This is a genomic window from Congregibacter litoralis KT71 (assembly GCF_000153125.2).
Taxonomy (GTDB): domain Bacteria; phylum Pseudomonadota; class Gammaproteobacteria; order Pseudomonadales; family Halieaceae; genus Congregibacter; species Congregibacter litoralis.
The window spans coordinates 2,639,197-2,653,083 of record NZ_CM002299.1 but is presented as its reverse complement, the minus strand read 5'-3'; the positions used below and the strand labels follow the sequence as shown (position 1 = coordinate 2,653,083).

Here is a 13,887-nt window from a genome sequence, read left to right as displayed (position 1 = left end):
GGCAGGGCATGCATTCGTGGCACGCACGGGTAAAAGCGCAAGAGTACCTCCGGGGCGGGGTGGACTGCCATGCCTGATACGGAGACGTCGACAGTGTCGCAGACATCGCAGGTGCTTCGTGAGGTGCCGCCGCTGACGTATCCGCCGGAACTCCCCGTGGCGGAGCATCGCCGGGAAATAGCGGACGCCCTGCGGGATCATCAGGTGGTGATTGTTGCGGGAGAGACCGGCTCGGGAAAAACCACTCAGCTTCCAAAGATTTGTCTGGAGTTGGGCCGCGGTCGCGTTGAGCGCATCGGTCATACCCAACCACGCCGTCTTGCCGCCCGCACCGTTGCCCAGCGCATTGCCGAAGAGGTGGGGCTGCCCCTCGGTGACCTCGTGGGCTATCAGGTGCGCTTTCAGGAGCAGCTGGGGGAACGTACCGCGGTGAAGCTGATGACCGACGGGATTCTCCTGAGCGAGATGCAGCGGGATCGCGATCTACGCCAATACGACACGCTGATTATCGATGAGGCCCATGAAAGGAGCCTCAATATTGATTTCATTCTGGGGTATCTTAAACGCCTCCTGCCGCGGCGTCCCGACCTGAAAGTGCTGGTCACGAGCGCCACCATCGATGTGGCGCGTTTCTCCGAGCATTTTAATGACGCGCCGGTGATCGAAGTGTCCGGGCGCAGCTATCCGGTGACGACGCACTATCTTCCCCGGGACAGCAGCGACGCCGAAGACCTTCTGCGCCAGGTTGCCTCCGTGGTAAAGGAGGTGCAGGCGGGGCGTCATGGCGAGCCCGGCGATATGCTCGTGTTTCTGTCGGGGGAGCGTGATATTCGCGACGTGGCGCGGCAGCTTCGAGGTGCGCCGGGGCTGGACGTGCTGCCCCTTTATGCGCGGCTCAGCCAGGGGGAACAGGCGCGGGTGTTCGGGCGGGGTAGCGCCCGGGGTTTGCGGGTCGTGCTGTCCACCAATGTCGCAGAAACCTCGGTCACCGTGCCCGGGATTCGCTTTGTCATCGATCCCGGTGAGGCGAGGATCAGCCGCTATTCCTACCGCACCCGGGTGCAGCGTCTGCCCATTGAACCCATCTCCCGAGCCAGTGCAGATCAACGCCGGGGTCGCTGCGGCCGTGTGGGGCCGGGTGTCTGTCTGCGTCTCTATACGGAAGAGGACTATCTCAATCGACCGGAATTCACCGACCCGGAAATCAAGCGCAGTAACCTCGCCGCGGTCGTGCTTCAGATGCTCCAGCTGGGCCTTGGAAATATTGCCCGCTTTCCTTTTCTTGAGCCGCCGGACAGTCGTCTTATTCGGGATGGTTACAGGCTGCTTGATGAGTTAGGTGCGGTCAATTCCAAGGAACAGCTGACGCGCCTCGGGCGGCGCATGGCGGCGTTTCCTATTGATCCCGCGCTTTCGCGCATGGTGCTTGCCGCGCAGGAGTTCTCCGTGCTCCCGGAGATGTTGGTCATTGCCAGCGCGCTGTCCATTCAGGACCCACGGGAGCGTCCCGCGGACCGCCAGTCCCAGGCGGACCAGGCCCACGCCCGTTTTGCCGATCCCCGCTCGGATTTTATGAGCCTGGTAAATCTCTGGCGCTACTACGAAGAGCAGCGTCAGGAATTGAGTGAGAACAAGCTTCGAAAGCTTTGCAAGAAGGAGTATCTGTCCTGGCTGCGCATGCGGGAGTGGCGCGACGTGCATCGGCAAATCAGCATCGCCTGTCGGAGTCAGGGCCTCAAGCCCGCGCTGGCCTTGTCCGAGGAGACGGATTATGCGGGCGTGCATCGAGCATTGCTCACGGGGCTGTTGGGCAATATTGCGCAGCAGGACGAGCGCCGGGAATACCTGGCGGCCCGGAACCGGCGCTTGCAGCTGTTTCCCGGATCGGTGGTCTATCGCAAGCCCCCCAAATGGCTGGTGGCGGGGGAGATAGTCGAGACGCAGCGGGTCTATGCCCGCAGCGCCGCCGCTATCGAGCCCCAATGGCTTATGCAGGTGAATCCCGCGCTGCTCAAACACCAGTATTACGAACCCCGGTGGCAGCGGGAGCAGGGCAGGGTGGTGGCCTGGCGGCGTACGACGCTCTTTGGTCTGACCATCAGCGATCGGGTGGCCGTGCATTACGCCAAAATTGATGCGCCACTGTGCCGCGAGATACTGATTCGTGAGGGTCTTATTGCGGGACGCTGGTCAAAGCCCCCGGCGTTTCTCAAGCACAATCTGCGTTTGCAGCGGGAGGTCGAAGATCTTGAGTCCCGGGCGAGGCGCCGCGACCTTTTGGTAGATGAAGAAACCCTGTTCCGGTTTTACGACGAATACCTCCCGGAAACCGCCACCAACACCACATCCCTCCTGGCCTGGCTCAAAGACCACGAAGATCGCAGCAGGCTGCTTAAGCTTCGCCGGGACCAGCTTCTGACCCGGGATCCGGGCGCGCTGACGGATGCCTTTCCTGACGCTCTCGATTGGGAAGGGCAGCGTTATCGCCTGAGTTATCAGTTCGCGCCGGGAAAAGAAGCTGACGGCGTGTCCATAACCGTGCCCCTGGGTTTGCTCAACCGCCTGCCGAGATTTCGTCTCCAATGGCTGGTACCGGGGATTCTTCGAGAAAAATGTGTGGCTCTGGTAAAGGGTTTGCCCAAGCCCCTGCGAAAGCAGATGGTGCCCGTGCCCGACTGGGTTGATCGGGCTCTGGCGCACATGGAGCCTACGGACGAGCCCCTCACGGAAGCTCTGGGGGCGGCCCTGAAAGCGGTCGGGGGACCCCGGATCGTGGCGGAGGATTGGCCGCTTTCCGAGATTGACGACTACTACCGAATCAATCTTCGAGTGGTCGATGAAAAAGGCAAGCTGCTGGCACAGGGGCGCGATGTGGATGCCCTCATCAGTGAATTCCAGGAAGCCACCCGTCGGCAGCTCAGCACCACGGAGGGTAACTCTCCCGCGCGCTCGGGGCTGCTTGCCTGGGACTTTCCGGAGCTTGCCAGGGAGTACGCTTTTCGTCAGGCAGGCGTAGACATTCTGGCGTATCCGGCGCTCAAAGATGGGGGCGATAGCGCCGATATTGCTCTCTTCGATTATCCCGGCGAGGCGTTGTTGGCACATCGGCGGGGTTTGGCGCGGTTGCTGATTCTATCTTTGAAGCCGGCGTTTCGCGATATTCGTAAACGCTTTCTGAAGGACAACGAAGCGGCGCTCCTGTTTGCCGCCCTCGATGTGTCGCGGGAGGCTCTCCTTGACGAGGTGCTGCCCACCCTCGCGCTCAACGCTTCAGGATTGCGATCGGAGGACTGTCGGGATAAGCAAAGCTTTGACGACGCCAGGGCGCAACTTTCGCGAAATGTCATCACGGTTGCCAACGAACTGGAAGTGCAGCTGAAAAACACCCTGGTGGCCATGGGCGAAGCCCTGCAGGTGCTCCATCGCCATGCCGGCCAGTATCGCGAAGCCAAAGCGGACATGACCTCCCAGCGGCGATACCTTCTGAGCGGTGCCGGCTTGTTTGGGAAAGACAGCGACACCCTGCGTCATTATCCGCGCTATGCCAAGGCCATGGTGGTACGGGCTGAGCGCCTGGCCGCCAACTACCGCAAGGATCAGGAGCATCAGGCCACCCTCGCGGCATTGGAAGCCCCCATGGCGGCCTTGCTGGCGGAGGTGCCCGGCGCTGCCCAGCTTTCACCATCGCTGTATGACTATCAGACGATGCTTCAGGAGCTTCGGGTCTCCCTGTTTGCTCAGCATCTGGGCACCTCACGACCGGTGTCCGTAAAACGCCTGAACGCCCAATGGACACGGGTAGACGTCTGGTGCAGGAAAACCCTGGGGCGTCTGCCGGAAGAAGAGTAAAAAGAGGTGTATCGAGAGCAGACGTTCAAGCAGATGCGTGAATAATGCCGGATAAACATCGGCCCCGGAAGAAACTCCGCGCCGCGACGGCAGTCCTAATGAATGATCTGTGTGGAATGCGGGACCGCTCCCAAGCGTTTACTACAGAGAGGGGTATTAGCGTTACTTTGGCGAGAGACAGGCGACGAAAAGTGACGGGCCGGAAACAATCGGTCTGCGCTGTTACGCCGTATAATGGGGCTTTCTTTGTTGAGAGATTATCGAGTATCAGGGAACAAGGCATAAAACTGGTGTCGGCTGATCCTGCGGTGTCCGTGGGTGCGACTGTGCGCGCGTTTTCGTCCTCTGATTCCGCGAGGGTGGAGTCCTGGTGGCGCCACATGGCCACGGGGTTCCTGCTGAGTATTGCTGTGTTTCTGGCCCCCGGGCTCGAGGCCAATGATGACCCTCTGGAAGCGATAAACCGCCCGCTCTTTGTCGTCAATGACGTGCTGGATCGCTGGGCGCTGCGCCCCCTTGCGAAGGGCTATGACTACATCATGCCTGCACCTGCGCAGCGTGGTGTCAGTAATTTCTATGCAAACCTTTACGATGTCACCAGTACCTTCAATGCCGTATTGCAGTGGCGTTGGGATGGCGCTGCGCAGAGTGGCGGACGTTTTCTGGTGAACTCCACCCTGGGACTGGCGGGACTATTTGACGTAGCTACGCCCATGGGTATCCGATCCTACCGCACGGATTTTGGCCAGACCCTGGCCCTTTGGGGGGTTCCCGAGGGGCCCTACCTGATGCTGCCGCTGTTTGGCCCGCGTACCTTCCGCAGCGGAACCGGTACGCTGGTAGACACCTTTGCACTGTCGGTTCCGCCCTACATTGATGATCGCGCCGTGCGCAACAGCATCTGGGGACTGGAGCTGGTCCATGGGCGGGCCAGGCTCTTGGGCTCCGACGAGCTGATTTCCGGTGATCGCTACATCTTTGTCCGCGATGCCTATCTTCAGCAGCGCGCCGCTTTTGTTAATGACGGCGAAATTCAGGACGATTTCGCGGATTTTGAGGATGGCTGGGACCAGGAGTTCTAAGTTTTAGCCCCTCGGCTACGTTATCCCTTCAAAGTTGTGAATTCTTCCTCAAAGCGGGGCGCTCCGGTTGCCTGGGCGCGGCGGCAGGCGTAGGGTTCTGCTTACTATTTTGACGAAGTAATACCGGATGGCCTATAGCGGTAAGGTACTGGTCATTGACGACGATCTGAACCGGGGCAGTGATCTCGCTGACCTGGCCTCTTCTGCCGGCTTTACCACTTCCGTAGCAAATTCTCTGGACGCTTTTGGCAATTCCCTGGGTGAAAACAGCGATTGGGACGTTGTGCTGTGCGATGTACAGGCTACGCCGGAGGCCTGGGCAGAGGAGGGCGCCAGTCTTCGGGAGCTGAATATCCAGGTGCCCGTGATGATGTTTAGCAGCGAGTCCCGCTCCGCCAGCATGATGCGCGCCCTGCGCCTGGGCGCGAACGATTTTTTTGCTACGCCCCTGGACGACCCCGACGCGCTTTTAGCCTCCATGGAGCGCTGTGTGCGCCTGCGATCCATGAGTCGGGAGTTGCAGCAGTCCCGACAGAAGTTGGAGGCTGCCAACCGCGAGCTAAAAAACACCGTGCGCGTGCTTGAGAAGGACCAGCAGGCGGGCCGTCAGGTACAGATGCGCATGTTACCCAGCTCCCCCATGGTGGTGAGCGACTACATGTTCAGCCATACGATTATTCCTTCCCTGTATCTGAGTGGTGACTTCACGGATTATTTCACCGTTGACGATCACTACGTCGTGTTTTTTATGGCTGATGTATCGGGCCATGGCAGCTCATCGGCTTTCACCACGGTGCTCCTGAAAAATCTGTTCGCGCGGAAGCGCTCCGATTACCTGCGCCGCAACGACAATACGATTTTAGGTCCCGTGGCCATGCTTACCCTCGCTAACCGGGAACTCCTTGAGCTTGATGTCGGAAAGTACGCCACCATGGTGGTGGGCGTCCTGGACCAGGTCGAGAATACCCTGCACTACAGCGTGGCCGGCCATTTACCCATGCCCGTACTGGTGTCCGATGCAGGTGCGGTTTATCTTGAGGGTGGAGGAAACGCGGTGGGGATGATGCGCGACGCCGAGTACAACGAGCACAGCGTGGAGCTGCCCGACGCGTTCATGCTGGCGCTGTTTTCCGACGGCATTCTGGAAATTCTACCGCCCAAGAATCTGGTGGAGAAAGAAGCTTTTTTTCTCGATATTTTTGCGCAGACGGCGGACACGCCCGAGGAATTGGTGTCAAAGCTGGGACTGGACAGCGCAGAGACCGCCCCCGATGATATAGCAGCGCTTTTTGTGAGCAAGCGGGTAAGTGATGAGTCATGAGTGACGGTCAGGTGCTGGCAGCACGGAAGGACGGCGCCTATGTGCTGCGTCTGGTGGGTGACGTTCGCCTGACGCTGTGTGCTTCCATCGAAGACTACGTTGACAGCATGCTGGATGATCCGGAGTTCTGCAGTGTCTGGGTGGATCTTTGTGATGTGGAGGGCATCGATAGCACGACCCTTGGTCAGCTGGCCAAGCTGGCGATGTCCGTCCATGATCGTTTTGACTTCCGCCCCGCGATCTATTGCTGTGATGCCGGCATTAATCGTCTCCTCAGCAGCATGGGGCTGGACCGGCTGTTTGAAATGCATGCAAAGACCTGCTGTGCGACGGGCAGTGGTCAGAGTATTCCCATGGTCCCGGGGAGCGAGGACGAGGTGCGTCAAAAGGTGCTTGAAGCCCATCGGGCGCTTATGGATGTATCCTCGGAAAACCGCGAGCGTTTCAGTGAGCTGGTAGCGACCCTGGAGCGCCACTGATCCCCCGGCGTCTCATCACCCTCGCTACCCTCGCGACTCTTGCCACCGTCGCCGACCTGCCTAGGCGACCGCTTCTTTGGCAGCGATTTTTCCCCGAATGAAGTCTTCATGATTGACGTAGATAAGCTCCGACGCGCGACGGATTAAATGCTCTTCGTACTTGCTCAGTGACTTGTCCGCATAGGCGACGCGCCACATGGCGTTAATGAGTTGGCACTTTTCCTCGTAACCGTAGTGATCGTTCACCAGTCGGGTGAATTCATACAGGGACGTCGCTTGATCCACGGCCTCGTTTGCCTCGCTCATCAGCGCGTCCACGGTTTGTTTGTCGAGGGCAAGAGTGCTCACCAGGAGCTGCGCCATGGCAGCCTCTTCTTCGGCGTCCTGGGCAAAGTCGGCGCGGGCAACTTCGATGAGTAGCGCCGCAGTGGCGATGCGTCGCACCTCGTCGGGCGTCCTGGTGTTCTCTTCGGGACCTTCCAGAAACAGTTTTTTCAGTGCATCAATCACAGTTCGCTCACCAGCGTTTCCAGTCGCCGCTGATCGGCAATGAAATTGCGAATACCCTCGGCCAGTTTTTCTGTCGCCATGGCATCTTCGTTGACCTCAAGGCGGAAAGTCGCTTCATCGAGGACGGTTTTGGCGTCGCCACTGTTTGCATGGTTAGGATCGAGTTTTCGTGGCAAGGGTCCCTCGTCGCCCTCAAGCTCTTCGAGCAATGCCGGGCTGATGGTCAATCGATCACAGCCCGCAAGGGCTTCGATTTCGCCGCAATTCCGGAAGCTCGCTCCCATGACCACGGTGGTGTAGTGATGTTGCTTGTAATAATTGTAGATGCGTTTGACGGATTGAACGCCGGGGTCATCATCCCCGCTTTTCACTTGCAGATCCGTGTGAGCCTTGTACCAATCCAGAATCCGACCCACGAAGGGCGAAATGAGGAATACCCCCGCATCGGCGCAGGCCTGGGCCTGGGGAAATCCGAAGAGCAGAGTGAGATTGCACTGGATGCCTTCTCGCTCCAGCTCCAGTGCGGCACTGATGCCCTCCCAGGTCGATGCGGTCTTAATGAGGATGCGCTCCCGGGAGATGCCGGCCTTTTCATATAAGCCGATTATTCGCTTTGCCCGCTCTATGGTGCCATGACGATCAAAGGACAGTCTTGCGTCCACCTCTGTAGACACTCGCCCCGGCACGATGCTTAAAATTTCTGTGCCCACGGCGACGGCAAAGTAATCACAGGAGGCCGCGAGCTGCTCGCGGTTGCTTCCACCCTCACGGCCCGCTCGGGCCTTGGCCGCGAGAAGAATATCCTGGTAATGGGGCAGGGCCGCAGCCTTGAGTAACAGCGAGGGGTTGGTGGTGGCATCCAGGGGGGTGAAGCGGCGGATGGCTTCGATGTCCCCGGTGTCCGCTACCACATCGGTCATGGTTTTGAGTTGGCTTAGCTTGTCAGTCATAGGGTTCTCTACTTGTGGCTTCACTGCAGGGCGGCTCCATGGCGCTGATTACGTCGCTTTACCTAAGCGGCCAGCCGGGTAACTTCGTTTACGGCGGCGCGGAGCACATCGGCGCCGGCTCCGGGGCGATGGGCCTGTTCGCTGAGAAGACGCCGGTATCGCCTGGCACCGGGTACCTCCTGATACAGGCCGAGTAAATGGCGGGTAATCTGGTTCAGGCGCGCGCCGTGGGCTAATTCCTTCTCAACATAGGGCAACATCGCCTCGATGATGTCCTCACGATAGCGGGGCTGTTTCACGTCTCCAAACAGGCGATGGTCTACCTCCGCCAGCACCCAGGGGTTGTGATAGGCGCTGCGTCCCAGCATCACGCCATCGACGTGGCCGAGATGTGTCTGGGAATCTTCCAGGGACTCGATACCGCCATTCATCACAATGGTCAGTTCAGGGAAATCCTCCTTGAGTTGATAGACCCAGGGGTAGTTAAGCGGCGGGACCTCGCGGTTCTCTTTGGGGGAAAGCCCTTTGAGCCAGGCTTTGCGGGCGTGAACGATGAAGACCTCAGAGCCGCCCTCGGCCACGGTGCCGACAAAATCACAGAGCTCCTCATAGCTTTCCATGTGGTCAATACCAATGCGGTGCTTCACGGTTACATCGATGGCGCAGGCACTTCGCATGGCTGATATGCAGTCGCGCACGAGGCTCGCTTCGCCCATGAGACAGGCCCCGAAAGCCCCGTTTTGCACGCGGTCCGATGGACAGCCACAATTGAGGTTGACCTCATCGTAACCCCAGTCTTCGGCCCATTTGGCACAGCGCGCCAGATCTCCGGGGTTGGAGCCTCCCAGCTGCAGGGCTATCGGTGCTTCCTCCTCGTGAAACTGTAAAAACCGCTGACGATCGCCGTGAATAAGGGCACCCGTGGTGACCATTTCGGTGTACAGGCGCGCACGGCGGGACAGGAGACGCCAGAAATAGCGACAGTGGCGGTCAGACCAGTCCATCATGGGGGCTGTGCAAAAACGCCAGGGCGACGCCTCTTTCTGTGTGGGTAAATCGGAAAACATAAAATGGGTGAGACGCGCCGGCTCCGTCAGAGGCCTAAAGCGCGCAATTGTATCGACACCCGGGGGGCGTTGCACACTTGTCGCGCCGGGAGTAAAAGCGAGGAGAGGCTGCGAGGTACGCAGTTCACCAGTTGGATTCACCCTTGGGCCTCCTGTAAGGTAAAACCTCCCACAGGACGCCACTGATCCAGCCGGTAGCACTGAGCCATGGCAACAACAAACCAGTCTCTTCATTCTACGGTGCTAAAACGCCACCTCGAGTGGCTTAAAACCAGCATCTGGCTGATTCCCACCCTGCTGTCGTTTCTGGCCATTGCCCTCGCGGTTGTTGCTTTGAGCATCGACAGAAACTTTGGTGATCTGGCGATTGCGTCTCCGGATTTCGGGATGGATGTGGAGGCGACCCGTAATTTAATGGGTGTGCTTGCCTCAGCGTTCGTCAGCGTTGGAGGCATCTCTTTCTCGGTAACCATGGTCGCCCTCACCCTGACCTCGGGTCAGTACGGTCCCAAGGTTCTTCGACACTTTCTGGAAAATACTCGAAACAAAGTCTCTCTGGGGCTTTTCTTTGGGACCGCAGTCTACGCTCTCGCGGTCTCCATCAGCCTTCATCCCGGCGATAAAGCGCGGCTGTCAGTGTTTCTGGCCCTCGCGTTGGCCATGGCAGCCCTCATCGAGTTTATTGGCTTTATTCATCGCACGGCCATTGATCTTCAGGCGGATCAGCTGATTCAGCGTCTGGGGAAGCAGCTGCGGCAGGACATGTGCCGCCTTTGCGATAACGAGGACATGCCGGAGCGGGAGTCGACGACGCTATCGTTTCGCAAGGCGACGTCCGGAATGTCAAAGGAGACCCTTTACGCTGTCGATGAGGGCTATATTCAGACCGTTGATTACACCGGGCTCGTGGATGAACTGCGACGTTACAAGGCCCTCGCTATTCTCCGTGCCCGCCCCGGAGACTTTGTTATCCCGGGCTCTGATTTATTATATGTATGGTCAGAAGGCGGTATTGATCTCGCTGACGCGGGGGCGCCCTTACGCAATCAAATCACCACGGGCCCCCTACGAACGCCCATTCAGGATCCGGAATTTCCCATCACGCAGATCCAGCAGATAGCGGCCCGGGCCCTGTCGACAGGGATCAACGATCCGGGCACCGCCATTACCTGCATCGACTGGCTGACCCTGGCCTTGTCGGAGGTGGTGGATGCTGATTTGCCGGGGAGCGTGGTACTGGGGCCGGACAAAGAACCGCGTTTGCTACTGCGCCCCGTGGATTTTGCCTATCTCGTCAAACTGGTCTACGCCCCGATGCGGCAGTCGAGCTCCGATGACCTACAGGTCAGCCTCCGGCTCATGCAATCGCTTATCCGATTGGCGGCCCTTACTCAGCGCCGGGATCGTCTCTCCTTGCTGCGAGCTGAAGGCGAGCGCATATGGGCGCAGATTGATAGCGCGGTTCACGCATCCCACGATCTTTTGCCGATTAAACAAAGCCTTCAGCGTCTGCGGGCGGGAACCAACGAGGCAGCCTCGAAGATCAGCGCCTGAGACTCAGTCGTCATTGCTATCGCCCCGTCGGTGTAGCCACAGCAGTATGGAGGTGCCGAGAATAGCCGCGGTCAGGGAGCCCATGAGAATTCCCAGCTTGGCGTCTTCCTGCAGGGAAACCGCGTCCTCAAACGCCAGCGAGTTGACGAAGAGCGACATGGTGAAGCCGATACCCGCGAGAAACGCCAGGCCCACAAGATGCCCGAAAACGAGCTCCTCGGGCATGCGGGCAACGCCAAGCTTCAGTCCCAGCCATGCAAAGGCGCTGATGCCGACGGCTTTACCAACGGTAAGACCTAAGGCCGCCGCCAGGGGCACGGGTGCCGTAAACAGGTAGCCGATATCATCGGGTAGGAGTACGCCCGCATTCAGGAACGCAAACAAAGGCACGATCAGCAGACTCACGGGGATATCCATTGCCCGCTCCCAGCGTTGCAACGGCGTCAGGGTGGCGCGCGCCACTTTACGGGCTTCCTCGGCCAGTTCCTCGTGCTCGTCTTTTTCCAGCACGCTCTGATCCGGGTCGTGGGTTTTGCGAAAGCGTTTAACGATGTCCTCCATTTTTTCAAGGAACCAGGTGGTGCTGCCGTAGGGGCGGGCCGGTACGGCCATGGCGGCCAGGATGCCGGCGGTGGTTGCGTGAACGCCGGACTGAAGCACAAACCACCAAAGGGCGACGCCGAGGAGGCCGTAGGGCAATGGTCGTCGAAAGCCGGATAAATTGAGAACTAACAGCAAAAACAGAACAAACACGGCCCTGAAGAGCGGGGCGAGGAGCACCTCGTCGGTGTAGAAGAGGCTGATTACCATAACCGCGCCGATGTCGTCGAGAATCGCCAGCGCAGACAACAGTACGATGGCAACCCGGGGAACACGACTGCCCATGGCGGCGAGAATTCCCAGGGCAAACGCAGTATCCGTTGCCATGGGAATGCCCCAGCCCCGTGCCGCACCTGCGTCGGTTACCCCGTTCACCGCAAGGTACACGAGGGCCGGGAGAATCATGCCGCCGGCGGCCATAAAAAACACCAGGCTGGACTTGCGCACGTCCCGGAGTTCCCCGGCAATGAGTTCGCGCTTGATTTCCAGACCCAGGAGGAAGAAAAACAGCACCATCAAGCCGTCGTTGACCCAGTGTTTCAGGGACATATCGACCGCTGTGGATCCCAGGGAAATGCTGAAATGCAGGTGCTTGATGGTTTCGTAGAGCTCGTGAAACCCGTTGTTCGCCATCACCATAGCCAACACAACGGCGATGGCGAGGAGGATGCCGCTGGCGGCCTGGCTGCGAACAAACTGGCTCAGGGGGGCCAGGAGCTTTTCTGCCGGTTTCTCCAGGGGTGCTTTTTCGCGAAGTTGGTCGTCAGATGACACTAAGGACTCCCTTATAGCTGTGTTGGAAACTGATGAATAAGCCGCTGCTAATGCTGCGGTGCGATACGGTGCGAAAGCGGTAAAGAAACAAACGCTTGAACGGACAAACAAGCTGTGTGCCCCAAGCTTAACAAAGGAGCGATACCTCCGTTAAATCGCGCTTAGCGGTTTAGTTCGCTCCGTCATCCCCGGGAATGCCGCGTTCCGTGAGTTTTAGGGGATCCAGGAGCGCTTCGAGTTGCGTCCGGCTGAGATCGGTTTTCTCCAGGGCAACCTCCAGCACGCTTCTCTGGCTTTCTTCGACTTCCTTCACAATGGCAGCGCCCTGGGCGTAGCCAATATGCTTGTTCAGGGCCGTAATCAGAATGGGGTTCAGCGCCAGCTGTTCGCGGAGGTGGTCGGCGTTAACCGTGATGTCAGGAATGGCTTTTTGACTCATGGAGGAGGCGCCCCGAGCGAGCAGCGTGACGGCCTCCAGCAAGTTGCTGGCGATGAGGGGGAGCATCACATTGAGTTGAAAGTTGCCCGATTGTCCTGCCGTGGTGATAGCTGTGTGGAGACCGCCTACCTGAATGCAGGCCATCGCTACCGCCTCCGGGATGACCGGGTTGACCTTGCCGGGCATGATGCTGCTCCCGGGCTGGAGGGCGGGGAGTGAGAGTTCCCTTAATCCTGAGTGAGGACCGCTGTTCATCCAGCGAAGGTCATTGCAAAGCTTGAGGAGCGCGGTGGCCACAACATTTAGTTGGCCACTCATACTCACGGCGGCGTCCTGGCTGCCAAGGTTGCAAAAGCCATCTTGCGCCTGGAATGTCTGCCGTGCGTCTTTTGATAGATAGCGAGCCACTGCCGGTCCGAATTCCCCATGCGTATTGACGCCGGTGCCCACGGCCGTGCCACCAATGGGCAGTATCCGGAGGCGTTTCAGGGACCATTCGACGCCCAGACGTGCCGAGGCGATGTCTGACGCCCAGGCGCCAAATTCCTGGTCAAGGCGAAGCGGCATGGCGTCCATGAGGTGTGTACGCCCGGTTTTTACAATGCCGGAAAAAGCCTCCCCTCGAGACAGCAGCGTTTGTTCAAGTTCCTCAAGCGCCGGAAGCAATTCCTCGACGGTGAGGGTGCATACCGCGTGCTGCAGGGCGGTGGGGATAACATCATTACTGCTCTGGCCGAGGTTAACGTGATCATTGGGGTGGACTTCTCGCCCCAGTTTTTGGCTCGCAAGACGCGCCAGCACTTCATTCATATTCATATTGCTGCTGGTGCCGGAGCCGGTCTGGTAGACATCGACGGGAAAGTGCTGGGCGTAGTCGCCTTGCATGACCTTTTCTGCCGCCTCTACCAGCGTTTCTGCAATCCCTTCGTCAAGGAGCTTGAGCTCGGCGTTCACTGAGGCGGCCGCGCCTTTGACAGCGGCGAGGGACCGGATAAAGGTGGCGGGGAGGGGTGCGCCACCGATGAAGAAATTGTCCATGGCGCGCTGGGTCTGGGCGCCCCAGAGCGCGTTTTCCGGCACCTTGACCGGGCCGAGGCTGTCGCGCTCTTCCCGCCGGTTTCGGTAATCGATAGGGGCTTCGTCCTGCTTGGCCATGAACGCTCCTTTGTTCAGGAAGTGGGAACAAACCCTATCACGGCTGATTCCCGGTAGGCAGAGATCCTGCGCGATAGCAGGGCAGGAAGAGAGGCGACGAGAGGGGG

Annotated in this window: 10 protein-coding genes; 5 read left to right on the top strand and 5 right to left on the bottom strand. The window is 59.1% G+C overall.

Annotated features, from left to right (window positions below; all coding sequences use genetic code 11):
- Nucleotides 1-69: 69 nt before the first annotated feature.
- The 4 genes from hrpA to KT71_RS12100 all read left to right on the top strand — a co-directional run bounded on the left by hrpA (nucleotide 70) and on the right by KT71_RS12100 (nucleotide 6,731).
- A complete protein-coding gene (hrpA, locus tag KT71_RS12115) occupies nucleotides 70-3,849 on the top strand; it encodes an ATP-dependent RNA helicase HrpA (protein ID WP_023659710.1) in 3,780 nt (1,259 codons plus the stop codon).
- A gap of 290 nt (nucleotides 3,850-4,139) precedes the next feature.
- Nucleotides 4,140-4,931: an MlaA family lipoprotein gene (locus tag KT71_RS12110; RefSeq protein WP_238549417.1), complete on the top strand. Its 792-nt coding sequence runs from the start codon at nucleotides 4,140-4,142 to the stop codon at nucleotides 4,929-4,931.
- Nucleotides 4,932-5,058: 127 nt separating this feature from the next.
- Nucleotides 5,059-6,252, top strand: a complete 1,194-nt coding sequence (locus KT71_RS12105) for a response regulator (RefSeq protein ID WP_008295099.1) — start codon at nucleotides 5,059-5,061, stop codon at nucleotides 6,250-6,252.
- Entirely contained in the window at nucleotides 6,249-6,731 is a 483-nt protein-coding gene (locus KT71_RS12100) for an STAS domain-containing protein (RefSeq protein WP_008295100.1), read from the top strand. Before KT71_RS12105 ends, KT71_RS12100 begins: the two co-directional genes overlap by 4 nt.
- Before the next feature lie 60 nt (nucleotides 6,732-6,791).
- Here the strand turns inward: KT71_RS12100 and KT71_RS12095 are convergent, their stop codons facing one another.
- From KT71_RS12095 to dusA, 3 genes are all read right to left on the bottom strand, one after another.
- A complete protein-coding gene (locus KT71_RS12095) occupies nucleotides 6,792-7,241 on the bottom strand; it encodes a tellurite resistance TerB family protein (protein ID WP_008295101.1) in 450 nt (149 codons plus the stop codon).
- On the bottom strand, nucleotides 7,238-8,191 hold the full coding sequence (gene tal, locus KT71_RS12090) for a transaldolase (RefSeq protein ID WP_040362330.1): 954 nt from the start codon (nucleotides 8,189-8,191) through the stop codon (nucleotides 7,238-7,240). Before tal ends, KT71_RS12095 begins: the two co-directional genes overlap by 4 nt.
- A gap of 62 nt (nucleotides 8,192-8,253) precedes the next feature.
- The gene (dusA, locus tag KT71_RS12085; protein ID WP_008295103.1) at nucleotides 8,254-9,333 is read right to left on the bottom strand and encodes a tRNA dihydrouridine(20/20a) synthase DusA; all 1,080 of its coding nucleotides are present in this window, start codon (nucleotides 9,331-9,333) and stop codon (nucleotides 8,254-8,256) included.
- Between the two features lie 132 nt (nucleotides 9,334-9,465).
- Here dusA and KT71_RS12080 point away from each other — a divergent pair, with 132 nt between their 5' ends.
- Nucleotides 9,466-10,812, top strand: a complete 1,347-nt coding sequence (locus KT71_RS12080; RefSeq protein ID WP_023659706.1) for a DUF2254 domain-containing protein — start codon at nucleotides 9,466-9,468, stop codon at nucleotides 10,810-10,812.
- A 3-nt stretch (nucleotides 10,813-10,815) separates the two neighbouring features.
- Here the strand turns inward: KT71_RS12080 and nhaA are convergent, their stop codons facing one another.
- On the bottom strand, nucleotides 10,816-12,186 hold the full coding sequence (nhaA, locus tag KT71_RS12075; protein WP_008295105.1) for a Na+/H+ antiporter NhaA: 1,371 nt from the start codon (nucleotides 12,184-12,186) through the stop codon (nucleotides 10,816-10,818).
- A gap of 169 nt (nucleotides 12,187-12,355) precedes the next feature.
- The gene (locus KT71_RS12070; RefSeq protein ID WP_008295106.1) at nucleotides 12,356-13,780 is read right to left on the bottom strand and encodes a class II fumarate hydratase; all 1,425 of its coding nucleotides are present in this window, start codon (nucleotides 13,778-13,780) and stop codon (nucleotides 12,356-12,358) included.
- Nucleotides 13,781-13,887: the final 107 nt, after the last annotated feature.

Coding starts and splice junctions, on each gene's coding strand:
- KT71_RS12070 (WP_008295106.1), bottom strand. CDS start 13,780: ATGGCCAAGCAGGACGAAGCCCCTATCGATTACCGAAACCGGCGGGAA.
- hrpA (WP_023659710.1), top strand. CDS start 70: ATGCCTGATACGGAGACGTCGACAGTGTCGCAGACATCGCAGGTGCTT.
- KT71_RS12080 (WP_023659706.1), top strand. CDS start 9,466: ATGGCAACAACAAACCAGTCTCTTCATTCTACGGTGCTAAAACGCCAC.
- KT71_RS12105 (WP_008295099.1), top strand. CDS start 5,059: ATGGCCTATAGCGGTAAGGTACTGGTCATTGACGACGATCTGAACCGG.
- tal (WP_040362330.1), bottom strand. CDS start 8,191: ATGACTGACAAGCTAAGCCAACTCAAAACCATGACCGATGTGGTAGCG.
- KT71_RS12100 (WP_008295100.1), top strand. CDS start 6,249: ATGAGTGACGGTCAGGTGCTGGCAGCACGGAAGGACGGCGCCTATGTG.